The 22454-nt window shown below is 58.9% G+C and carries 22 protein-coding genes; 12 read left to right on the top strand and 10 right to left on the bottom strand.

The features are described from left to right. Positions 1-5 precede the first annotated feature (5 nt). The 8 genes from BLR20_RS15080 to BLR20_RS15045 all read left to right on the top strand — a co-directional run bounded on the left by BLR20_RS15080 (position 6) and on the right by BLR20_RS15045 (position 8490). On the top strand, positions 6-644 hold the full coding sequence (locus BLR20_RS15080; protein WP_032615376.1) for an HAD family hydrolase: 639 nt from the start codon (positions 6-8) through the stop codon (positions 642-644). After that, the gene (locus BLR20_RS15075; protein ID WP_032615374.1) at positions 641-1372 is read left to right on the top strand and encodes a glycosyltransferase family 2 protein; all 732 of its coding nucleotides are present in this window, start codon (positions 641-643) and stop codon (positions 1370-1372) included. Before BLR20_RS15080 ends, BLR20_RS15075 begins: the two co-directional genes overlap by 4 nt. Then, the gene (locus BLR20_RS15070; protein WP_010427835.1) at positions 1369-1689 is read left to right on the top strand and encodes a hypothetical protein; all 321 of its coding nucleotides are present in this window, start codon (positions 1369-1371) and stop codon (positions 1687-1689) included. Before BLR20_RS15075 ends, BLR20_RS15070 begins: the two co-directional genes overlap by 4 nt. A gap of 2 nt (positions 1690-1691) precedes the next feature. Beyond that, positions 1692-3467, top strand: a complete 1776-nt coding sequence (locus tag BLR20_RS15065) for a hypothetical protein (protein ID WP_054994395.1) — start codon at positions 1692-1694, stop codon at positions 3465-3467. Further along, the gene (locus tag BLR20_RS15060) at positions 3464-4069 is read left to right on the top strand and encodes a hypothetical protein (RefSeq protein WP_054994396.1); all 606 of its coding nucleotides are present in this window, start codon (positions 3464-3466) and stop codon (positions 4067-4069) included. Before BLR20_RS15065 ends, BLR20_RS15060 begins: the two co-directional genes overlap by 4 nt. 54 nt (positions 4070-4123) lie before the next feature. Next, complete coding sequence (locus tag BLR20_RS15055; protein ID WP_054994397.1) at positions 4124-5167, top strand: WavE lipopolysaccharide synthesis family protein; 1044 nt, start codon at positions 4124-4126, stop codon at positions 5165-5167. 180 nt (positions 5168-5347) lie between these two features. Then, positions 5348-7639: an autotransporter family protein gene (locus BLR20_RS15050; protein ID WP_054994398.1), complete on the top strand. Its 2292-nt coding sequence runs from the start codon at positions 5348-5350 to the stop codon at positions 7637-7639. Beyond that, positions 7639-8490 carry an alpha/beta hydrolase family protein gene (locus BLR20_RS15045; RefSeq protein WP_054994399.1) on the top strand — a complete coding sequence of 284 codons (852 nt, stop codon included), beginning with the start codon at positions 7639-7641 and terminating at the stop codon, positions 8488-8490. The genes BLR20_RS15050 and BLR20_RS15045 overlap by 1 nt, the downstream gene beginning before the upstream one ends. A gap of 45 nt (positions 8491-8535) precedes the next feature. Here BLR20_RS15045 and BLR20_RS15040 read toward each other — a convergent pair whose 3' ends face one another. Then, a complete protein-coding gene (locus BLR20_RS15040) occupies positions 8536-8808 on the bottom strand; it encodes a helix-turn-helix domain-containing protein (protein ID WP_054994400.1) in 273 nt (90 codons plus the stop codon). Between the two features lie 299 nt (positions 8809-9107). Between BLR20_RS15040 and BLR20_RS26495 the strand changes: the two genes are divergently transcribed. After that, positions 9108-9308: a hypothetical protein gene (locus tag BLR20_RS26495; protein ID WP_003384292.1), complete on the top strand. Its 201-nt coding sequence runs from the start codon at positions 9108-9110 to the stop codon at positions 9306-9308. Between the two features lie 350 nt (positions 9309-9658). Here BLR20_RS26495 and BLR20_RS15030 read toward each other — a convergent pair whose 3' ends face one another. The 7 genes from BLR20_RS15030 to exaC form a co-directional block, all read right to left on the bottom strand. Next, on the bottom strand, positions 9659-10390 hold the full coding sequence (locus BLR20_RS15030) for a LexA family transcriptional regulator (protein WP_054993607.1): 732 nt from the start codon (positions 10388-10390) through the stop codon (positions 9659-9661). A gap of 355 nt (positions 10391-10745) precedes the next feature. After that, entirely contained in the window at positions 10746-11273 is a 528-nt protein-coding gene (ppa, locus tag BLR20_RS15025) for an inorganic diphosphatase (protein WP_010427871.1), read from the bottom strand. Between the two features lie 110 nt (positions 11274-11383). Further along, on the bottom strand, positions 11384-12193 hold the full coding sequence (locus BLR20_RS15020; protein ID WP_054993606.1) for a M90 family metallopeptidase: 810 nt from the start codon (positions 12191-12193) through the stop codon (positions 11384-11386). 3 nt (positions 12194-12196) lie between these two features. After that, positions 12197-12844: a DedA family protein gene (locus BLR20_RS15015; protein WP_032615360.1), complete on the bottom strand. Its 648-nt coding sequence runs from the start codon at positions 12842-12844 to the stop codon at positions 12197-12199. A gap of 296 nt (positions 12845-13140) precedes the next feature. After that, entirely contained in the window at positions 13141-14004 is an 864-nt protein-coding gene (gene eutC, locus BLR20_RS15010) for an ethanolamine ammonia-lyase subunit EutC (RefSeq protein WP_010427877.1), read from the bottom strand. Beyond that, on the bottom strand, positions 14001-15395 hold the full coding sequence (locus BLR20_RS15005) for an ethanolamine ammonia-lyase subunit EutB (RefSeq protein WP_054993605.1): 1395 nt from the start codon (positions 15393-15395) through the stop codon (positions 14001-14003). Before BLR20_RS15005 ends, eutC begins: the two co-directional genes overlap by 4 nt. A gap of 542 nt (positions 15396-15937) precedes the next feature. Next, positions 15938-17458 carry an acetaldehyde dehydrogenase ExaC gene (gene exaC / locus BLR20_RS15000; RefSeq protein ID WP_054993604.1) on the bottom strand — a complete coding sequence of 507 codons (1521 nt, stop codon included), beginning with the start codon at positions 17456-17458 and terminating at the stop codon, positions 15938-15940. Between the two features lie 225 nt (positions 17459-17683). Here exaC and mpl point away from each other — a divergent pair, with 225 nt between their 5' ends. The 3 genes from mpl to BLR20_RS14985 are packed head-to-tail and all read left to right on the top strand — an operon-like array spanning position 17684 to position 19936. Next, a complete protein-coding gene (mpl, locus tag BLR20_RS14995; protein WP_054993603.1) occupies positions 17684-19033 on the top strand; it encodes a UDP-N-acetylmuramate:L-alanyl-gamma-D-glutamyl-meso-diaminopimelate ligase in 1350 nt (449 codons plus the stop codon). Continuing rightward, complete coding sequence (gene ubiX, locus BLR20_RS14990; protein ID WP_010436941.1) at positions 19030-19659, top strand: flavin prenyltransferase UbiX; 630 nt, start codon at positions 19030-19032, stop codon at positions 19657-19659. Before mpl ends, ubiX begins: the two co-directional genes overlap by 4 nt. After that, positions 19652-19936 carry a YceK/YidQ family lipoprotein gene (locus BLR20_RS14985; protein ID WP_032615352.1) on the top strand — a complete coding sequence of 95 codons (285 nt, stop codon included), beginning with the start codon at positions 19652-19654 and terminating at the stop codon, positions 19934-19936. The genes ubiX and BLR20_RS14985 overlap by 8 nt, the downstream gene beginning before the upstream one ends. A gap of 118 nt (positions 19937-20054) precedes the next feature. Here the strand turns inward: BLR20_RS14985 and BLR20_RS14980 are convergent, their stop codons facing one another. Then, entirely contained in the window at positions 20055-20696 is a 642-nt protein-coding gene (locus BLR20_RS14980; protein ID WP_054993602.1) for an oxidoreductase, read from the bottom strand. A gap of 27 nt (positions 20697-20723) precedes the next feature. Beyond that, positions 20724-22451 carry a C13 family peptidase gene (locus tag BLR20_RS14975; RefSeq protein ID WP_054993601.1) on the bottom strand — a complete coding sequence of 576 codons (1728 nt, stop codon included), beginning with the start codon at positions 22449-22451 and terminating at the stop codon, positions 20724-20726. Between the last annotated feature and the right edge of the window lie 3 nt (positions 22452-22454).

Below are 22454 nucleotides of genomic sequence, written 5' to 3'. Positions count from 1 at the left end.
CAATCATGATCAAGGCAGTGATTTTCGATATGGACGGTGTCCTGATCGACGCCAAGGAATGGCATTACGACGCACTGAACAAAGCGCTCAGCCTGTTCGGTTACAACATCAGTCGTCACGAACACCTCACCGCCTACGACGGTCTGCCCACCTCGCGCAAACTCGACATGCTGAGTGTCGAACGCGACCTGCCGGTTGCCTTGCACGCCTTCATCAACGAGATGAAACAGCAGTACACCATGGAGATCGTGTACGCCCAGTGCAAACCGACCTTTGTGCATCAGTACGCGTTGTCATCACTGAAAACGCTGGGTTACAAGCTGGCGGTGGCGTCCAACTCCATTCGCAACACGGTGGAGGTCATGATGAACAGGGCAGATCTTGATCGATACCTCGATCTGCGGCTCTCCAACGAAGACGTCAAGCATGCCAAGCCAGCGCCGGACATCTACACCAAGGCCATCAGCCAGCTGGGTCTTCGCCCTGAAGAGTGCCTCATCGTCGAGGACAACGAGAATGGCATCAAGGCTGCCAGAGACTCCGGTGCACACGTTCTGGTCGTGGCTGAAACCTGCGATGTAAACCTCACTAATATTCTTGGCAAAGTCGAACAGATCAACGTCGACAAGGCGGCTGCCCTGTGAGCGCGTTGAATATCATCCTTCTGACCGGCAGGCAGTCAGAGGCGGCGCACGACGAGGGCGAGTACCCGCAATATCTGTGCGAATACAAAGGCAAGCCACTGATTCATACGCTGATAGACAACTGCGCAGTACTTCAGCCGCGCAGGATGATCTGCACATTCTCGAACCACGATATCGCCCGGCTGTACCTTCGTAACATGGTCCCGCAGATGCACCCGTCGGCCAGTGTTCTACCGGTTCACAACATCACCCGGGGCGCGGCGTGCACGGCGCTTCTGGCGAGTGAAGAAATCGACAACGATGATGAGCTGCTGATTCTCAGTGTCAGCGACTTTCTGGATATCGAGCTGCAGGATGTAGTGCGTGCATTTCGGGAACGTCATGAGGATGCCGGAGTGGTGATCTTCAATTCTCTGCACCCGCGTTATTCATTCGCGCGCCTGGATAGCGACTGCCGGGTTATTGAGGCTGCCGAAAAAAATCCGATCAGCTCACACGCCATTGCAGGTGTGTACTGGTTCAAGTCAGGCTCGCTGTTCGTATCGGCGGCCAAGCAGATGATTCGCAAGGACGCCAGGGTCAACGACAACTTCTACATAGCCCCCGCCCTCAATGAACTGGTGCTGTTGCAGAAGAGGATCGGCGTCTACCGGATCGAACCGAATCAGTACCGGCCACTGAAAACCGATAGTCAGCTTCACGCCTTCGAAGCAGGAGAAATGCGATGAAAACGGCAAGGCTGGAAGACATGGTCAAAGGCTGGTTCGTGGGCGGATTCGAACCTGCAGTGTTCAGTACCGAGTCCTGTGAGGTCGGGGTCAAGACTTACAAGGCAGGTGAAAAGGAAGCGGCCCATTACCACAAGGTCGCCACCGAGATAACCGTGCTCATCGCCGGGTCGGTCAGCATGCGGGATAAGGTCTGGCATGCCGGTGACATCATCGTTCTGGAACCGGGCGACATCACGGCGTTCGAAGCGCTCACCGATGCGACCACCGTTGTCGTGAAGGTGCCGGGCGCGCTCGCTGACAAGTATGTCGTCTGACCATGAAAACGACCCATCTCCAACACCACCCAAGCCTTGGTTACGTAGCGGCGGGCAGTTTGCGCAGCCTCCCGGTAGGCCTGCTGCTGCCCCATGAGTGTTCCAGCTTCATCTCGTTTCGCGCGCATCCGTTTCGCAAGCCTGAACAGGTGATAAGTAAACTGCATGCCGCACGGCGGCCGTTGTGCATGTATGGGGCGGGGAGCTACTGTTTTTATGGTGTCCAGAGTGATTCACCGCTGGCCCCTCTGCTGTTGTGGGACGGTGCTCACTTTCTGAATGTTGGCGAAAAAATCACGGTTATCGAAGACACGCCTATCGAGTGTTATCTGGATCGTGATTACTTCGCGGGGTCGCTCAAGGTCATTGCGCGTTCGGCCAACTCCGTTACTTACACGAAAGTATCCAGGCTGACTGCCGAGTCGAACGACGATCTCGATAGCTGGACCTTCGGCATTCCTGTCGGTCCAGGTGACGCCACAGTTCTCAATGCTGTCGTGAAGCGCATTCTGGAAATTGACATCCCGCACAAGGAGATACTTCTGTGCGGTACACCGGGAAGCAACTTCGCCTATTTCGACAAAGTTCGCATCGTGGGGAAGGACATTACTGCCCCGCCCGTGCAGATATGCAAGAAGAAAAATCGCCTCGCTCGGGAGGCCGCACACAGCAATCTGGTGATCCTGCATGACCGCGTCTTTTTGCCAAAACACTTCGGGGAAGTTGTCCGCCGCTTTGGCCCGCGCTATCCGTTGATGACATTGCAAAGCATGTTTTTCGATAACCGGATCAGCATGCACCCGCGGCGCTATTCGGATTACGGCATGGCCATGGCAGAGGTTGCTCAGGGACTGCAAGGGCTGCATCGCACCGGCGGTCATGCTCTGTCCATTGCTCCGTCAATATTTTCGGACGTCGACCGGACCGGGTTCTGCTTCGCCAGCCCGATGCGCTACAACAACGACGCCAGTTACCCGACAGGTAGTCTCTACATTTGTCGCAAAGACGTATGGAATGCGTGCCCGCTGGACGAGTCCCTGCACTGGGTGGAATACGAAGACATCGAGCATGCGTTGCGAGCGTCCCGCGCGGGTATTCCGAACCGCATCAATCCCTTTGGCATCACTCAGTCAGTGACCTCCCGGGCGCTACTGGGTGGCAAGGCTTCGGTCGAATCGGTTAACGGATGCCTTGAGGTGTCCGGGCCTTGCTATGTCTCGATGCTTCAAAAGAAACCCCTTTTCAATTTGTCCGCCGAGGCCGCGCTGGCCAGACTGCAACAGTTCGGGGACAAGTACCTGGCCAATCCATCGGCGGTTGTCATTCCAACCGGTCTTGATCGCATCTCGGTCCGAGACTGGGTCGAACTGATTGATCGCGTGGCCCAGCAGTCCAGCTTCAGGAATGATATCGACTCAGTCAGAGAGTTCCTCGCAGACTTCGAGAGGCTTGTGTTGTTCGATCAACTGACAGAAACCCGCCAGGAGTTTCTGGTCAATCGCTTCCTCACAGACCCTGTGCTGGCCAAACAGACACTGATCACGCAGAGCTGCGAGGTGCGCAATATGTTGCGTCAACGCGGCACGCAGACCTGGTTTGCTCGCCAGCAGGATGATTATTTTCACCACAATCTTCTGTCGCTCCCTGGCATTTTGATTTCAGCCGTTCGCGCTTATCGAAATAACGGGAAAAACTTCTATTTTGAAAGCCTGTGGGCTGCTGTGAGGACCATCTACAACTCGACCCCCTTCATGTCCTACAGCAAGGGGGCGAAGTGAAGGTATTCGTCGTATCTCATTCGAGCCCCGGCACTGCCAGCCATCAGTTGATCTGTCAGCTGGCGCGCATTCAGCACGAGTATAGGAAGACCGTTCCCATACTTGTGATTGATGACCTTTACAACCTGACCGAGCTACCCGTCAGCGATTCATCGACCGAGCATGCCCTGTTCAGCCTGGAGGATTTTCTTCACGACAATGGCCTGAGCGGCATTGTGGCGAACAGAGTTGCCCAGCACATGGATAAAGTCGAAAGCGACTGGATACTGATCGATTTTGGTCAGCATGACTCGACTACCTGTATGGATTTCATCCGGAAAATTGCCCGCCACAACTATTTGAGCACCAGGCTTCGGAAGCGAAACCTGGTGATCATGGTGCCCGCCATGCATCTCGGCGTTTATGCGCGAACCCTCAACGCGTCGTTCAATAATTTGCCGGCAAGCACAACAGCCTCAAATCGTTCTGCTCAGATCAGAAGGCTATTCATGGTCACCCGTCTTGAGAGAGTGCTGATGAGTATTCCATTTCTGGCGGGCATCCTGCGTCGAATAAGGCGTGTTGTTCTTCGCGTCTTTCAGCGGGTTGCAGGATCCCTCTGACTGACCTGCCGCTAACCGCCGATAGCAGGCGCTTTTATTACAAGGTTAAAAAACATGCCTCATCTTGTGGCCGTTGATTCCAGAAAAATCAGCGTGGTTATTCAGGGCCCCCTGTATCGCAACCTGAGTTCCGAGCGAAATATCTTCGTCTGTATCGCATCAATCCGGAAGCACCTGCCGCAGGCCGAAATCATCGTTTCGACCTGGCGTCATGAAGATACTTCCGATGTGAAGGCGGACCAGCTCGTCATGTCGGATGATCCGGGCGCCTTCGTCGATGACGCCGGTAATCAGATCAACATCAATCGCATGCTGCAATCGACGTTATGCGGCATTCAGAGCGCCTCAAGACCCTATGTGATGAAAATGCGTGCCGACCACAATCTGACCAGCGCTGCACTGGCTGTCATAGGTCTGCCTGATGATTCCGTGCCGGGCGAGACGCAACTGTTCGACACGCCCATCACCACCACGACGCTTTATATTCGCGACCCTGAGCGCTTGCCGATGTTGTTCCATATATCGGATCTCGTTCAATTCGGCACGCGCGACGCGATGCTCGCCATGTGGGAGCAACCACTGTTCGAAAGGGACGCGCTGTTCAACGACAGGCCGTCTCGTAACCCGTTTGGCAACTTCATTGGCTACACGTCCGCGCGCATGGTGAGCGAGCAGGCACTCATGCTGGGTGTGATGCGCAGGAAGGGCATTGATGCGCGGCTCGCACGGCCCTGCGAAGTAGGGCTGAGCAACCTGAAGTTATGGGACAACGTCTTGAGGCGCAACTTCAGAGTCCTGAATCACTCCGAGGCTGGCATCGACTTCCCGGAACGCTTTCTGATCAGCCGCCGCGTATTGACGACGCTCTATACAGCCTCTGCGATAGAACAATTGCAGCGCCTGGATCCGAAGGGCTACAGGCTGAGAATCGCGCGCATCTGGCTCAATCAATACCTGCTGACCTGCCTGCGCCCCGGCTGGTGGGTATCCTTTGCGACCATCGTATTGTTCAGCACTTCACCGCCCCTTGCCAGGCGTATCCGCTCGTACTGGCGCACGCTCAGGAAGGTAGCGCATGCGGAGTCGTATCGGGTCTAGTGATCTAGACCCCGTGCACTTCTACGATTTTAACGAAGTGCGATTGCATCGATAATATTTGATGTTATTTCAAGTCGGTTACTTTATCCTCGCCGCGCTCTTCTACGTGGCCAATCGCCACTTTTTGCTGCGGCACGTTCTCGCTACGCATGGAAGCGCCCCCAACATAAGGAATGAATCGTGAACGCTGTGATATTTCGCAAGACCCTTCTCGCCATGGCTGTGGCTGCAACTGCTGTTCCGGCTTTTGCTGAAACAGTCGAACTGACCAACGCGGGTTACAAGAGCGAGCGTCAGACCCATGCCGGCAATCTCGAGATCAACGGTGCCTATACGGGCAGTGCGGTTAAAGATGCGATCGAGCTCAACGGTTCGACTATTGAAAAGGGCCTGATCCTCAACGCGAACATCACCGGTTCCGGCAATTTTGCCAGTAGCGAAGGGGTCAAAGGCATCAGCCTTGAGGGCGGCAAGATCAGCGGCAGCGTCATCAACCGCGGTCTGGTTGACGTTACCGGTCAAGGCGCGACAGCTCTGGATTTCGCCACGAGTCTGAAAGCTATCGAAAACCAGGGCAGCCTCTCCGCCAGCGGCGCAGGGTCTGAAGGTCTTCGGGTCGATGGGGTCACCATGATCGGCAATAGTGCGGACATAATCAATACCGGGACGATTCGCGGCGAGGGCGCTGCTATCGTGATGGGTACTACAACATTCTCCATGATCGGTGCTCAACCCTGGTACATCGAGCGGGGCGACTTCAATATCTATAACAGCGGTTCGATCATTTCCTCTGACAGGGCCATCGACGCCTCCAAAAGCAATCGTCCGATCGAGCTGATCCTGAGACAGGGTAGCGTCGTTGTCGGTAACCTGATCGACCTGAGCAATATCGAGCTTGAAGGGGATACTTCCTTCACAGGTACTGACAGCCGTAAGGATGGTTACAACATTCGCCTCAAGAGCGGCGGGTCGGTTTACGTTGGCGGCAGCTCCGACAGTCCGACTACCATGACTTTCGAATCCACGCACAGCAGCATTAATGGCGATCTGTATGTCGACGCCAATTCGGCGCTCGGCCTGAATCTGAGTAAGGCCACTGATACAAAAACCGCAGTGCTGAAAGTTACCGGTCTCACTCAGTTCGAACAGGGCGCGCAAGTAAAGCTCGCGGCCAAGGGTGACGACTTCAGTGCCAACGGCACCACCTACAAACTTATCGAAGCAGGCAAGATCGAACTGCTGACCAAGGATGGAAGCGCGGTCGATGCTGCCGGCAAGCTCGATGTAGTCAGTACCTCGGCGCTGCTTAAAATCGACAGTTATACCGTTGACGGCAAAGAAGTGGTGGCTGTGGTCACCGGCAAAGGCAAGCAAGAAGTCGCCCAGATCATCACTGACAATGGTGGTTCTTCCAACGACCAAGAAACGCTCGTCAATCTGACTGGCGACAGCATCATCAGCAAGCTGAACGACAGTGATGCGTTCAAACAGCTTTTGTTGAACGCTGACGGGGGGCAACTCGCCAAGCTGGCCTCTCAGCTATCGCCTGAGGTCAACGGCGGGGCCAGAAGCGCCGCTACTACCAGCCAAGGCCTGATCAGCAATGTAACCGGCAGCCGCACCAGTTCGATACGCGGTGCTTCCTCTGGCGAGGGCTTCAAAAATGCAGGTGTCTGGGTCCAGTCGCTTTACAGCGATGCCACTCAAGGCCAGCGTGACGGGATTGCGGGCTACAACGCGTACAGCAGCGGCGTCGCTGTGGGTGCTGACGGCAAACTCAACGACAACCTGACGCTGGGCTTGGCGTACAGCTTCATCAATACCGACGTGAATGGCAAAAGTGGCAACAAAACCGAAGTCGACAGCCATGCATTCACTCTGTATGGGGGCTTTGAGCAGGGCAATTACTTTGTCGATACAAGCCTGACTTACGGCTTCAATGACAATCAGGGCAAACGCAGCATCGCCGGTACACGTGCCAAAGCTGATTATGACAGCGACCTGCTGGGCCTGAACCTGGTGGGCGGTTACACCTACCACGTCAGCCCGCAAGTCCTGGTCGAGCCGCGCGTGGCGGCACGTTACAGCCAGGTGAACATCGACGGCTATCGCGAGAAAGGCTCGTCGGCTGCGCTGAAGGTTGAAGATCAGCGTTATGAAGCCATTGAGCTGGGCGCGGGTATGCGTGTGGCTGGCAGCTTCCTCCTGGGCGCCGGAACGCTGGAACCACAGGCCAAGCTGATGGCCTACCACGATTTCGCCGCCGATGAAGCGCAGAGCACGTCCACCTTTCTGCTCGGCAGTACACCGTTTGTGACCAGTGGCGCCAAGGCCGTGCGTGACAGTTACGAAGCGGGCGTGGGGGCCGACTACAAACTGGGCGCAGTTACACTGGGCGTCAACTACGACTACATCGGGAAATCGGACTTCGATGCCGATGTGTTCTCTGCCAAAGTGCGTTACGACTTCTGATGTGGAGTTACCGCCTCGGTCGAAAACGCCTGGGCGGTATCCTTGCAGTGGTGATGGTGCTGCTGTTAAGCGGGGCCATTGCCGGTTGTCAGTCGCCACGCGTAGGTCTACAGCAATTGGCGGAGCAGCATGGCCGGCAGATGCAGACGCTGTCGGCACAGCCCTTTCCACTGGCGGCGCTATTACCTCCAGAGACCTTCAGGACGCCTCGTCTGCGGGTCTATCTGGAAGGCGACGGTCACGCCTGGGCCACCGCCACTCAACCCAGTCTCGACCCAAGCCCGCGTAAGCTGCTGGTGCCGCGTCTGGCAATCAACGACCCGACTCCCAGCGCCTATCTGGCGCGACCTTGTCAGTTCATCACGGCGCCGGCCTGCAACCCTGCACTCTGGACCGATCGCCGCTTCTCCCAGGACGTGGTCACCAGCCTCAGCAGCGCGCTGGACCAGATGAAACAACGTTACGGTAATAACGAGTTCGAGCTGATTGGTTACTCAGGCGGCGCAACCCTTGCGTTGCTGCTGGCCGGACAACGAAACGACATCACCCGTATCCAGACCATCGCCGGCAATCTTGCGCCGAATCAGTGGACAGCGCTAAAGGGACTTTCACCCCTCAATGGCTCGTTGGACCCACTCGATTACATCCAGCACCTTGCATTGATACCCCAGCGTCACTTGTCAGGAACGCACGACGAAATGATCCCGACTGAACTGGCAACGCTTTACAGCACGCAACTAGGCAGCGGCGCGTGCAGTCAGTTGATCGTTGTCTCGGGCCCGAGCCATGAAGCTGGCTGGGAAGAGGTCTGGAAGCTGTGGAGAGAGCGGGACTTAGAAGTCTGCCCGTGACAGTCCTGTATCTGACCAGAACGGACTGGATTGAATCGCTATGAGTCATTCTTTACGCAAGCGCTCATCCAGCATATCCAGCAACGCTTGCTGACTCATCGACGCCTGTTTGGCATAGCACGAGACCAGCAGCTCAAGCGGATGAATTCCGATCCTTGTCGCGAGCTGATCCAGCTTCTCAAGCGTCGGGCTCTTCAATCCGCGTTCGATCTCGGACAGATACGTCCTGCCACTGACCCCGACAAAATCCTCCTGCGTGAGACCCTTCGCTTCGCGCGCTTCTTTCAGTGCTGCTCCGATTGCGTTGCTCAGATCCATGGCGCACCCCCTTTACAAAAGGAAGGGATTTCGCTTGAATGCACGTTATAGCGCTACACGCTATAGCATTCATTATGCCGAGTGCGCTTTACAAGGATGAGTCGCTGCCACAGCAAAGGAGTAGATGCTTCATGAGTCGTCACAAAGCCTTCGGATCACCGCAACGGCGTCATGCTTCAAGATACCTGCCGATCTGCAAAAAATGTCGCGCTCTCCAGCGCATACGCTCGCGGATAGGTGTTCTAGCCGAGGCATCCCCAAAGCCCAAGTCTTCGACTAGCCCCCAAATCGTCAGCGCAATGTACGCCTATCTCATGACCAGCTGGGAAGAACTACCCGAGCAGAACAAGCGTGCGCTCGGCTTTGATTCAATCGTGGGCGGCGAAGAGGAAGAGGCAGCGCTGAATCGATTGGCAACGCTGTTTATGGAGTATGCGGATGTTTCCCTGCGCAGGGCGCTGGTGGCGCGGCGGAGGCGGCTGGGGGAGGGCGGTGGGTAGTTTTCTGCGAGCCATCGAATAACCAGCAAAGTGCTGCCAGCGGCTGATTTGGCTGGAAGCCTCTTAAGCAAATGATATCCACGGTTTGGCTGCAAGAAGAAAGCGGGAGGCATTAAAAAGCCGGCTTGTGGCCGGCTTCTCGTAGGCGGTTCTGATCTATTTTTGATAGACCGCAATCGCCTTCAACAGGTGCGCCTCTTGAAGAAACGCGAATAGGCAACAAGGCAAACGGATCACATGCCCCGTTCAAACACCGCATCGCATGACTGCGTCAGGTGCTCTGGATGGCGAACAGGATACTGAAGTTCGCCTCCCATGCCCAGCCCGAATGCCTTTCAACCGCGAACGCCTCATAACAGCAGCATGGCATTACGTCGGCTGTTCAGCGTCGACCACCAGAATATCCAGCCCAGAATCCGTATTTTCTCCCGGTCGATGTCTTCGGCGCTGAACAGTTCGTCCGGGTATTCGGCGTCGTTGTGGCTGCGCAGGCGCAGGCCGCCGTTGGGGAGGCGGTAGAGGTAGCGTACGCGCAGGATGCCGCCGTGTTCGAGGGCGTAGATTTCGCCGTCGATGACCTGGGTCAGTTCGCGGTCGACGCCGAGGATCGAGCCGTCCTGGATCTTGTCGGCCATGCTGTTGCCAACCATGGCGACGCACATGCAGTTTTTCGGGTCGATGCCCATGTTCTGCAGTACTTGCAGGGGCAGGCGGATTTTCTGTCCGGGGGCTTCGGCGAGGACGGTCTTGCCAACGCCGTGGGTGGATTCGGCTTCCATGAATATCTGGATTTCCACGTCGCCGCGCGACACGTTTCTGGCCTGATGAATAATGACGCGGGTGTCGCCGCCAGTGCTTTCATTGGCGCAGTCGTTAGGATGTTTGGGGCCTTCGCCGGTGCGCAGCCAGCGGGCGTTGACGGTCAACAGTTCAGCCACCTCGTCAATCCGCGCCATGGGCACGCCGCGCTTGAACCAGTTATTGACGTGTTGCGGCGTGATTTTGCGGTTGGCGGCAAAATCAGTCGCTGTGAGATGGCACTCCCGAAGGAGGATGCGGAGTCGATCACCTGATGTATTCATAGGGCGAAGTCTACGGACGTCGCCGGGGCGTTTAAATGAACGAGGTGTTGACGTCGACCTTATCCCGGGGTGCGCATGGCTATCCGGACTACGGATGGAATGAATGTTGTGTAGGTGGATTCCGTAATAGCGCTTTTTTGGCTAAACGACGTATTGCGCGTTTACCCCAGCTATACGGGCATTAACGAACTGTTTATCGAATGTCTAAAAGCCGGACGCATTTTTAAACGTGCGCGCTGCAAAAAAAACGGGTGGTTGTGTTTCAGCGAGCGAGGTATGCGGGGAGGTGCAGCGAGGAGGGGCAAGCGTGTTTCAGGGCGCGCGCGTGGCGTGCCCTGAAACGCCAGATCGATGATCAGCCTTTGAACGCTGCAACCGATTTGGTGATCTCGGCACGGGCAGCATCAGCGTTGCCCCAACCTTCGATCTTCACCCATTTGCCTTTTTCGAGATCCTTGTAGTTCTCGAAGAAGTGCTTGATCTGCTCAAGCAGCAGCGGCGGCAGGTCGGTGTACTCTTTCACGTCGACGTAAATCTGGGACAGCTTGTCGTGTGGCACTGCGATAACTTTGGCATCGCCGCCGCCGTCGTCAGTCATGTGCAGGATGCCGACCGGGCGTGCGCGGATAACCGAGCCTGGGGTAACCGGGTATGGGGTTACAACCAGCACGTCCAGCGGGTCGCCGTCGTCAGCCAGGGTGTTGGGGATGAAACCATAGTTGGCCGGGTAGAACATTGGGGTGGCCATGAAACGGTCAACGAACAGGCAATCGGAATCTTTGTCGATTTCGTATTTGATCGGCGCGTGGTTGGCCGGGATTTCGATGGCGACGTAGATGTCGTTCGGCAGGTCTTTACCAGCCGGAATCTTGCTGTAGCTCATTGGGCATTGCCCCCCTAGTTGACCAGACAGATTGTGGCGCGAACCGCCATAAAGTGGTCCGGATTATAGGCATATTCTGTTTTGGTTGCCACGCATGGCCTTGGAGGCGGTCAGCTGTCCCGGTAAGCCGGGTCTTGTCGACGCAGCAGGTCAAGCCGCGCAAGGGTGTCCTGACGGTAGAACGCTTTCAGTTGCTCGTAGACTGCCGGGTAACTGCCGTGCAGCAGATCGGGCGCGCTGAAGAAGTATTCGCTGGTCACGGCGAAGAACTCGGCCGGATCTTCGGCGGCATAGGGATCGATGGCGGGTTCGGCGTCTGGGTTGTGGTCCAGTTGCCGGTTGAGATCATCGAACGCGCTTTGCATGATGCGGGCCCATTCGGTCACCTGCATATCGCTGTGCAGCGGCGGCAGGCCATTGGCGTCGCCGTTTAGCATGTCGAGCTTGTGCGCGAGCTCATGGATCACCAGGTTATAGCCATCCCAGCCGCCGCTGCTCAATACACCAGGCCAGGCCAGAATCACCGGGCCCTGCAGCCAGGCTTCGCCGCTGTGCTCGCCATCCCACTCGTGTTCGACGCCGCTGGCATCGCGATGGCGCTGCGGGCTGACGAAGTCGTCGGGGTACAGCACGATTTCATGAAAACCCTGATACCAGTTCAGTCCGCCCAGGTTCAGCAGCGGCAGTTGCGCCTGTGCGGCGAGAAACAGCCGTTGCTCGTCATCCAGATCAACGCCCGGCAGCGCGCTGAGGTGTTTGTCATGCAGAAACAGCACGCAGGCGTCACGCAGTTGCGCGTGCTGCGCTTTGCTCAGACCATCGAGGATCGGCAGACGTGCGCACACGTTCTGCCACAGCTCGTCAGCAACCGGGTGTCTGGCAAGCTTGCGCTGCCTGCGCCAGTTGCTGAATGACCACATGATTCAGCGCGCGTCGACCGGACGCACGGTGCGGCTGCGCACCACGCCGATGATCATCGGCACCAGCGACAGCAGGATGATTGCCAGGACCAGAAAGGTCAGGTTCTGCTTGATGAATGGTACGTTGCCGAAGAAGAAGCCCAGTGTTATCAGGCTGCCGACCCACAGCACCGAACCCAGCACGCTGAAGCCCACGAAGCGCGGATAGGACATTCTGCCCACACCGGCCACAAACGGCGCGAAGGTGCGGATAATCGGCAGGAAGCGCGCCAGCGTGACGGTCTTGCCGCCGTGGCGTGCGTAGAAATCCTGGGTGCGCAGCAGGTAGTCGCGGCGGAAGATTCGCGAGGTCGGGTTGCTGAACAGCTTTTCGCCCGCTGTGCGGCCGATCACATAGTTGGTGCTGTCGCCCAGAATCGCCGCGAGCATCAACAACCCGGCCAGCAGCACCGGGTCCATGCCGCCACCGGCAGCCACGGCGCCGGCAATGAACAGCAGCGAGTCGCCCGGCAGGAAGGGCATGATCACCAGCCCGGTCTCGCAGAAAATCACCAGAAACAGAATCGCGTAGACCCATGTGCCGTAGTTGGTCACCAACAGGTCAAGGTAAACGTCGAGATGCAGAATAAGGTCGAGCGGGTTGAATTCCATTAAGGCACCTGAGGCGAGACCCTGTCCGGGGTCGCATGCGGAGAAAACGACTTTGCGGTATGCGCGGCATTATAGAAGCAGAATGCACAGAAGGGGCTTCGGAATAAGCGGCGGCTTTGAATGGGGTGTGAGCGGTAAGGTTTTCATGAGCGGCGGGAACAGCAGGTCGAGGTATTCGAGCGCTGCTTGATGAGCCCAATGGTCAGGCCGCAACGTTCATCCGGGCTGATGCCGTACGCCGGGATGATTACGCGAATCTGCCCGGCGACTTTGAACGGCACAATCCAGTGAGTGAGCTAGTGCGGCGCTGCAGGGCCGTCGAGGAGGAAATTGCCGATGGGTTTATCTGAGTGATCGTCAGCGCCGTCTGCTTCCAGAATCTGCAGTTCAGCCTCGTCTTTCAGGTTGACCCCGGAAATCTGCCGTCTGCAGGCCTCGCGCATCAGGTACAGCAGCCGATGAGCGGCCATGCCGTAGCTCAGGCCTTCAAGGCGTACATTGGAAATACAGTTACGGTGCGCATCATTCAACCCGACCTTCGGTGCGTAGGTGAAGTACAGGCCCAGACTGTCCGGAGAGCTAAGGCCAGGGCGCTCGCCGATCAGGATGACCACCATCTTCGCACCCAGCAGTTCGCCGACTTCATCGGCCACTGCGACGCGGCCCTGCTCGACCATGATCACTGGCGACAGGGACCAGCCCTCAGCGCTGGCCTGTTCTTCCAGGCGCATGAGGAAAGGCACCGCATGTCGATGCACCGCCAGGGCGGACAGACCGTCGGCGACCACTATCGCCAGATCGACGCCGCCCGGATGAGCGGCGGCGAAGTCGCGCAACGTCTGCGCTGATTCGTCATTCAGGCGACGGCCCAGGTCCGGGCGCTGCAGGTAACTGTCCCGGTCGACGGCGGCGCTGTGCAGCAACAGGGTTTCACGGCCTTTTTCATTCAGTTGCGCGCTGATCGCGGCATGGTCGAAGGCCAGATGCACTGCATCACGTGCCTGCGCATGCGCGGCTTGAAAATCCAGCTGCGCAGAGGTCGGCAGGCTGGTGCCGGTACGACCCAGCGCAATGCGCGCGGGGGTCAGGCGGCGCAGTTCCAGCCATGGATTGGCGGGGATGGCGCCGTCTTGTAGTTCGTTCATCGGCTCGTCACTCATGCTAGATGCGCCAGTGCCTGACGGAAGGCCGGCGGCAGGCTGTCGCCGAAGCGCACACGGCCGTCGGCCTGGGTGAAGATGCCCATTTTCTCCAGCCAGGCTTCGTATTCCGGTGCAGGACGCAGGCCCAGGCTTTGCCTCGCGTACAGCGCGTCGTGGAAGGAGGTGGTCTGGTAGTTGAGCATGATGTCGTCGGAGCCGGGGATGCCCATGATGAAGTTGATCCCCGCGACGCCCAGCAGGGTCAGCAGGGTGTCCATGTCGTCCTGATCGGCTTCTGCGTGGTTGGTATAGCAGATGTCACAGCCCATCGGCACGCCCAGCAGCTTGCCGCAGAAGTGATCCTCCAGACCGGCGCGAATGATCTGTTTGCCGTTGTACAGGTATTCGGGGCCGATGAAACCGACCACGGTGTTGACCAGGAACGGGTTGAAATGCCGGGCGACGGCGTAGGCGCGGGTCTCGCAGGTCTGCTGGTCGACGCCATGATGCGCGTTGGCCGACAGCGCGCTGCCTTGGCCGGTCTCGAAATACATCAGGTTTTGCCCGAGGGTGCCGCGGTTCAGGCTCAGGCCCGCCTCATAGCCTTCCTGCAACAGCTTGAGGCTGATGCCGAAGCTGGCATTGGCGGCTTCAGTGCCGGTGATTGACTGAAACACCAGGTCGACCGGCACGCCACGGTTGATCACTTCGATAGACGTGGTGACGTGGGTCAGCACGCAGGACTGCGTCGGGATTTCATAGCGCTGGACGATGGCGTCGAGCATTTCCAGCAGGGCAACGATGGACGAGGTGCTGTCGGTGGCCGGGTTGATGCCGATCATGGCATCACCATTGCCGTACAGCAGGCCGTCGAGCACGCTGGCTGCAATGCCGGACGGGTCGTCGGTGGGGTGATTGGGTTGCAGACGTGTCGACAGCCGGCCGCGCAGGCCCATGGTGTTGCGGAAGCGCGTCACCACGCGGATTTTCTGCGCCACCAGCACCAGATCCTGTACGCGCATGATCTTTGAAACGGCAGCGGCCATTTCCGGAGTCAGGCCCGGGCCCAGCGCACGCAGAGTGGTTTCGTCGGCCTTGTCGCTGAGCAGCCAGTCGCGAAAGCCGCCGACTGTCAGGTGGCTGACCGGAGCAAACGCCAGCTTGTCGTGGGTGTCGATGATCAACCGGGTAACTTCGTCCTGCTCGTAAGGGATCAGGGCTTCTTCAAGAAAGTGCTTGAGCGGAATGTTCGCCAGCGCCATCTGCGCGGCGACTCGCTCGCCGTCGTTCTGCGCCGCGACTTCGGCCAGATAATCACCGGAGCGCGCAGGACTGGCCTTGGCCATCACTTCTTTGAGGCTGTCGAAGCGGTACGTCTGCGCACCGACAGAGTGGGAAAAGCTCGCCATACAGATTCTCCATGACGTCGCGCTGCTTGCGTCGGACGTAGTCTTTCGGTGAAACGGGTACGCCCCGCTTCAAGCGACTGTGGGAAGAGATGAAAGCAATTAATACTCCACCCTGACCGGGAGTGCGAGTTTGCAACTATGAGCAGAGTATTCAGAGGAAAGATGCATCACGCCAGGGCGCGATGCACAGGGTTGGTGCGCGATGCTGTTTGAGATGATTATCGTGCTGACACCGCACATTCAAGATCGGACGCAGAGCGTCCAGAAAGGCATTCCCACGCGGAGCATGGGAACGATAAACATCCTGAGACGGCGTGCAGGATCGGACGCAGATCGTCTGGAAAGGCGTCCCCACGCGGAGCATGGGAACGGATAGACATCTTGAGACGGCATTCAGGATCGGACGCAGAGCGTCCAGAAAGGCATTCCCACGCGGAGCATGGGAACGATAAGTATCTTGAGACGGCATTCAGGATCGGACGCAGAGCATCTGGAAAGGCATCCCCACGCAGCGCGTGGGGACGATCATCGCGGGGCTGGTGCTAGAAAAAACCCAGCGGGTTGTTGTCGTAGCTCACCAGCAGGTTTTTGGTCTGCTGATAATGCTCAAGCGCGATCTTGTGGGTTTCGCGGCCGACGCCGGATTTCTTGTAGCCACCGAACGCGGCGTGTGCCGGGTACAGGTGGTAGCAGTTGGTCCACACGCGGCCGGCCTTGATGGCCCGGCCCACGCGGTAGGCGCGGTTGATGTCGCGGGTCCACAGGCCTGCGCCCAGGCCGAACTCGGTATCGTTGGCGATGGCCACGGCTTCTGCTTCGTCCTTGAAGGTCGTGACGCTGACCACCGGGCCGAAGATCTCTTCCTGGAACACGCGCATTTTGTTGTTGCCTTTGAGCAGCGTCGGCTGGATGTAGTAGCCGGTGGACAGGCTGCCCTCCAGCTTCTCCACTTTGCCGCCGGTCAACAGTTCGGCGCCTTCGCCCTTGGCGATGTCCAGGTACGAAAGAATCTTGTCGAACTGTTGCTCGGAGGCCTGGGCGCCGACCATGGTGTCGGTGTCCAGCGGGTCGCCGCGCTTGATCTTCTCGACCTTGCGCATCACCGCTTCCATGAACTGTGGGTAGATCGACTCCTGCACCAGCGCGCGGGACGGGCAGGTGCAGACTTCGCCCTGATTGAAGAACGCCAGCACCAGGCCTTCGGCGGCCTTGTCGATGAACTCCGGTTCGGCGCTCATGATGTCTTCGAAGAAGATGTTCGGCGACTTGCCGCCCAGTTCTACGGTGGACGGGATGATGTTGTCTGCCGCCAGTTTCATGATGTGCGAGCCGACAGGCGTCGAGCCGGTGAAGGCGATTTTGGCGATGCGTTTGCTGCTGGCCAGCGCCTCACCCGCTTCGCGGCCATAACCCTGCACGATGTTCAGCACGCCAGGAGGCAACAGGTCGCCGATCAGCTCGATCAGCACGCTGATGCCCAGCGGCGTCTGCTCGGCAGGTTTGAGCACGATGCAATTACCGGCAGCCAGCGCAGGGGCGAGTTTCCAGGCGGCCATCAGGATCGGGAAGTTCCACGGGATGATCTGCCCGACCACGCCCAGCGGCTCATGAATGTGATAGGCCACGGTGTTGCCGTCGATTTCGGCGGCGCTGCCTTCCTGCGCGCGCAGCACGCCGGCGAAGTAGCGGAAGTGGTCGGCGGCCAGCGGGATGTCGGCGTTGAGGGTTTCGCGGATCGCCTTGCCGTTGTCCCAGGTTTCGGTGATGGCCAGGACTTCCAGATTGGCTTCGATACGGTCGGCAATCTTCAGCAGGACCAGCGAGCGGGCCTGCACCGAGGTCGAGCCCCAGCCTGCAGCGGCGGCGTGCGCAGCGTCGAGTGCCTTGTCGATGTCTTCGGCGGTGGAGCGCGGAAATTCTGCGATGGCCTTGCCGGTGACCGGCGAGGTGTTGGTGAAATACTGGCCTTTGACCGGCGCGACGAACTCGCCGCCGATGTAGTTACCGTAGCGTTCCTTGAAGTTGACGATAGCGCCTTCGGTACCGGGATGAGCGTAACGCATGGTATGTCTCCTGGTTCTTGTTGTGAGGGAGTCTGTGTCGATTCTGCTTTCGGGTAGCTGACAATAAGCGTTCAAGAATAGGCCATTTGCATTCGGCCGTGGCTAGGACTTTAGGCTTATCTGCCGGGCATTGAAATGGGGCGTGCGCGCAAGACAACGGACAAACTCAGGGTGCCATTTCACCGTCCCTACGTTAACCTGCGTGGATGTTCTGAGAGGTTGGTCATGCATATTCATATCCTTGGTATCTGCGGCACGTTCATGGGGTCTCTGGCGGTGCTCGCCAAAGAGTTGGGGCACCGGGTCACGGGCTCCGACGCCAACGTCTATCCACCGATGAGCACCCAGCTGCAAGCCCAGGGCATCGAGCTGACCCAGGGCTACGACCCTGCACAACTGGACCCGGCGCCTGATCTGGTGGTGGTCGGCAACGCGCTGTCGCGCGGCAACCCGGCAGTTGAATATGTGCTCAACAAAGGTTTGCCGTATGTGTCTGGCCCGCAGTGGCTGGCGGACCATGTGCTGCAAGGCCGCTGGGTACTGGCCGTGGCCGGCACGCACGGCAAGACCACCACCAGCAGCATGCTGGCCTGGGTGCTGGAACACGCGGGCATGAGTCCCGGCTTCCTGATCGGAGGCATCCCGCAGAACTTCGCCGTGTCGGCGCGTCTGGGCGAGACCCCGTTCTTTGTGGTCGAGGCCGATGAATACGACAGCGCCTTCTTCGACAAACGCTCCAAGTTCGTCCATTACCGTCCACGGACAGCGATCCTCAACAATCTTGAGTTCGATCATGCTGACATCTTCCCCGACCTGCCGGCCATCGAGCGTCAGTTTCACCATCTGGTGCGTACCATCCCGAGCGAAGGTCTGGTAATCCATCCGACGACTGAACCAGCGCTGGCGCGGGTCATCGAGATGGGCTGCTGGACGCCGGTACAGACCACCGGCCAGAACGGTCAGTGGCAGGCGCAGCTGTTGAGCGAAGACGGTTCACGCTTTGAAGTGCTGTTCGAGGGCGAACCGCAGGGCACCGTCGACTGGGACATGACCGGTCAGCACAACGTGGCCAACGCCCTGGCGACGCTGGCAGCCGCTCGCCATGTGGGCGTCGTACCGTCGCTGGGCGTGCAGGCGCTCAGTGCGTTCAAGAGCGTCAAGCGGCGCATGGAAAAGGTCGCCGACGTACGCGGCATCACTATTTATGATGACTTCGCTCATCACCCTACAGCTATTGCCACCACGCTGGATGGCCTGCGCAAGAAGGTCGGTGATGCATCGATCATTGCGGTCATCGAGCCGCGCTCCAACTCGATGAAGCTTGGCGCGCACCGCGACGGTCTGCGGGAAAGCGTGAGTCAGGCGGATCAGGTGGTCTGGTACGCCCCGCCCAATCTGGGCTGGGACCTGGCAGCCACCGTGGCCGGGGGGACTGTACCGGCGCAGGTGTGTGATTCGATTGAAGCGATCATCGACCAGGTGAAAAGCCAGGCGCAGCCCGGCACGCACATCGTGATCATGAGCAACGGCGGCTTTGGAGGTCTGCATGGCAAGCTGGCAGAGGCGCTGAAATGAGCGGCCCGGAGCGCGTTACCGTTGCAATGACCGGCGCTTCCGGCGCGCCATATGGCCTGCGCCTGCTTGATTGTCTGGTGCGTGAGGATCGGGAAGTACATTTCCTGATCTCCAAGGCTGCGCAACTGGTTATGGCCACCGAGACCGACGTGCGCCTGCCGCCCAAGGCGATGATGATGCAGGCGTTTCTGACGGAATACACCGGTGCATCTGCCGGGCAGATTCGCGTCTATGGGCGCGACGACTGGATGTCGCCAGTGGCCTCCGGTTCGGGATCGCCAAGCGCAATGGTGGTGGTGCCTTGTTCCACCGGTTCGCTGTCGGCAATTGCCACCGGGGCTTGCAACAATTTGATCGAGCGCGCCGCTGACGTGACGCTGAAGGAGCGGCGCCAGTTGATTCTGGTGCCGCGAGAGGCACCGTTTTCCAGTATTCATCTGGAGAACATGCTCAAGCTGTCGAACATGGGCGCGATCATTCTGCCTGCCTCGCCCGGTTTCTATCATCAGCCGCAGACTATCGACGACCTGGTGGATTTTGTCGTCGCGCGGATCCTCAATCTGCTGAATATTCCTCAGGACATGCTGCCGCGTTGGGGCGAGCACCATATTGGCGGCGATGAATAAGCTGCTGCTGGTAGCGCTGGCGCTGGCGCTGACCGGCTGCGCAACGGCACGCACGCTCAATGCGGCCAAACCTGGCGCGCCGGTGGTGTATGCCGGTACGCGGTTGAACATGTATGCGCTGCAGGGTGGTTGCTGTGCCGCCGACCGATTTGGCGCAGAGGCTCCCAGCTATCCGGGCCTGGACCTGCCGGGCAGTGCGCTGCTCGACACCCTGCTGCTGCCACTGTCATTGCTGACGGCGGCGGGATTCGGGGTTCAGGCCACGGGCGGGCTTTAGCGGTATAAGAGCGACCACCTGCGCTATCAGGTAATGCTCCCTTGGATGACGCAGAGCGTCACGAACTGCATTCCCACGCGGAGCGTGTGGACGATCAGCGTCTGAGCTCTGGCGATCATCACTTGCCCAGTTTGCGCAGCTCATCCGATTCGACGATCCGTACGCCGTTCTGTTCTTCCAGCGCCAGCCGCCACAGGGCGCGGGCCAGTTGGCAGGCTTCGATGGCGCCGTATTTGCCGGGGATCAGTTTGGCGATAGGCGCCGCCAGTTGCTCGACCCAGCGGGTTTCAGGACGGCTGCCTACCAGCAGGGAAGGGCGGGCGATGGTCAGTTGCGGCCAGTCCTGTGCACGAAGCGCCTGTTCCATTTCGCCTTTGACACGGTTGTAAAAGGTACCGGACGCCGGATCTGCACCGATTGCGCTGATTACCAGCAAATGGCGAGCACCGAGTTCGCGGGCCCGGCTGGCGAACGCTGTGACCATGTCCAGATCAACCGCCTTGAAGGCGTCCTGCGAACCCGCTTGTTTGATCGTGGTGCCCAGGCAACAGAATGCGATATCCACCCGGCCAGACAGCGTTGGCAGCAGGGTGGCCAGCTCGCCGACCGGGTTTTCCAGATGCGAGTGTTCGGCCAGCGGCTTGCGGGTCGGTGCCAACACGCGGCTGACGGTCGGCTCGCTGAGCAGCCTGTCCAGCAAATGCTCGCCTGTAAGGCCCGTGGCTCCTGCGAGCAGGATGTGTTGCGGCGTCAGGTACATGTGGCTTCTCCCTCAATACTGATAAGCCTAGCGGCTACTCGAAGTCTTCGCTTCCGTGCGGTTCAACGCCGTGCTCAACGCGCGTTCGGCCTGGCTTTTGCGCAACTGCTGCCAGCGCGCCAGGACTCCTTTGGGTGCCCATATCTGCGGTTCGGAGGCTTCGAAGTTGTCTTCGGTCTCGCGTTGCGCGACATAGGCCTTCGCTTCGTTGAAAGCGTGTTGCAGGTCATCGGTTTCGACCAATGCCCTGGCAAATAGTGCATCGCCAAAATAAGTGAAGTCCGCTTCTTCCGAGCAACCGAACGAGACGCGGTCGGCGCGCGAGGCGGTCATGATCAGCGTGCGTTCATCTTTCAGGTCGGGAATGAACCCGCCGGAATAACAGGCTGAAATCACCACGACCTTGTCACGGTTCTTCAGTGGTGCAAGGGCTGCGGCCAGGGCGTCGGCGGGCAGGTCTGCCAGCGACAGGCGCGGCTGGTCAAGCACCAGTTCATGATCCTGAGTGCCGTGGCTGGTCAGGTAAATGAACACCAAGTCTTCCGGACCGGTGCGCTGGGCGAGTGTCTGCACCGCGCGGGTGATGGTTTCACGCGTCGCCATCGGCCGGTCATCCATGTGATCGCGATGATTGACCAGGCTGACTTGCCCGACGGCACCGAAGCGCGACTTGAGCAGATTGCTCACGTAGTCCGCCTCGCGCATGAACACGCTCTGCTTGCCGTCGCCACCCACGACCAGCGTGTACAGCTCGGTGGCGGGTGTCGACGCCGGCACGGCTGCCAGTGCCTTGTCCAGCAGCGAACCCTGGATCAGTAGCCCGGCCTCAAGTGGGTCCGGCAGCAATTTGCCTTTGGCATCACGGATCCGCTGGCCGTTGGCCCAGATGCCGCGCTGCTCCTTGCCATCGGCGGAAATCAGCACGCCGTCGCCCTGGTAGGTGTCATCGGCGAACTGGCCGATGTAGCGGCTGCCATCGGCCAGTAGCAGCTGGCCCTGACCCATGAAGCGCCAGTTGTCGAAGTCACCCTGATAGCGGCTGCCGTCAGAGCCGATCAACTCGCCTTTGCCGGTCAGCGCGCCTTCCTTGAACTCACCGCTCCAGACGTCGCCGTCGCTGTTTTCGTAGCGACCCTTGCCGTCCAGCTGGCTGTTGCGGAAGTTGCCGACGTATTGATCGCCGTCAGTGCTGGTAAAGCTGCCGGTGCCCTGCAATTGACCGTCGATGAAATTGCCGCTGTACTGGTTGCCGCTGGCGTCACTGCGCGAACCCTCGCCGTTGGCCTTGCCATTGGCGAACATGCCCTGATGCTGGCTGCCGTCTTCCAGTTCCAGGCGACCGGGGCCGTCGTACACGCCGGCCTTGAACTGGCCACGATAAAGCACGCCCTTGTCTTTCTGGGTGCCTTCGCCGTCACGCATGCCAAGTTTGAAGCTGCCGACATAACTCGTGCCAGCGCGGTTGGTCAGTCGGCCCTGGCCGTTGAACAGACCTTGCTCGAAACCACCCTTGTAGACGTCGCCGTTGCTGGCGTGCCATTCACCCTGGCCTTGCCGCAGGCCGTTTTCGAACTGACCTGAGTACCAACTGCCGTTGGGGTAATCGATGCGGCCCTGGCCCTGCAGGACGCCGTTGACCAGATCGCCCCGGTAGCGTCCGCCGTCGGGCAGTCGACCGTCTGGTGGCAAAATCGATTCGCCATCACCGCAGCCTGCGATCAAGAGTGTCAAAGCCAATGGAGCGAGCGCGCGCATGTG

Origin of the sequence: Pseudomonas congelans (assembly GCF_900103225.1) — a bacterium.
Lineage (GTDB): Bacteria > Pseudomonadota > Gammaproteobacteria > Pseudomonadales > Pseudomonadaceae > Aquipseudomonas > Aquipseudomonas congelans.
Note: the sequence above shows the minus strand (reverse complement) of the source record. Positions and strands in the feature narration are given on the sequence as shown.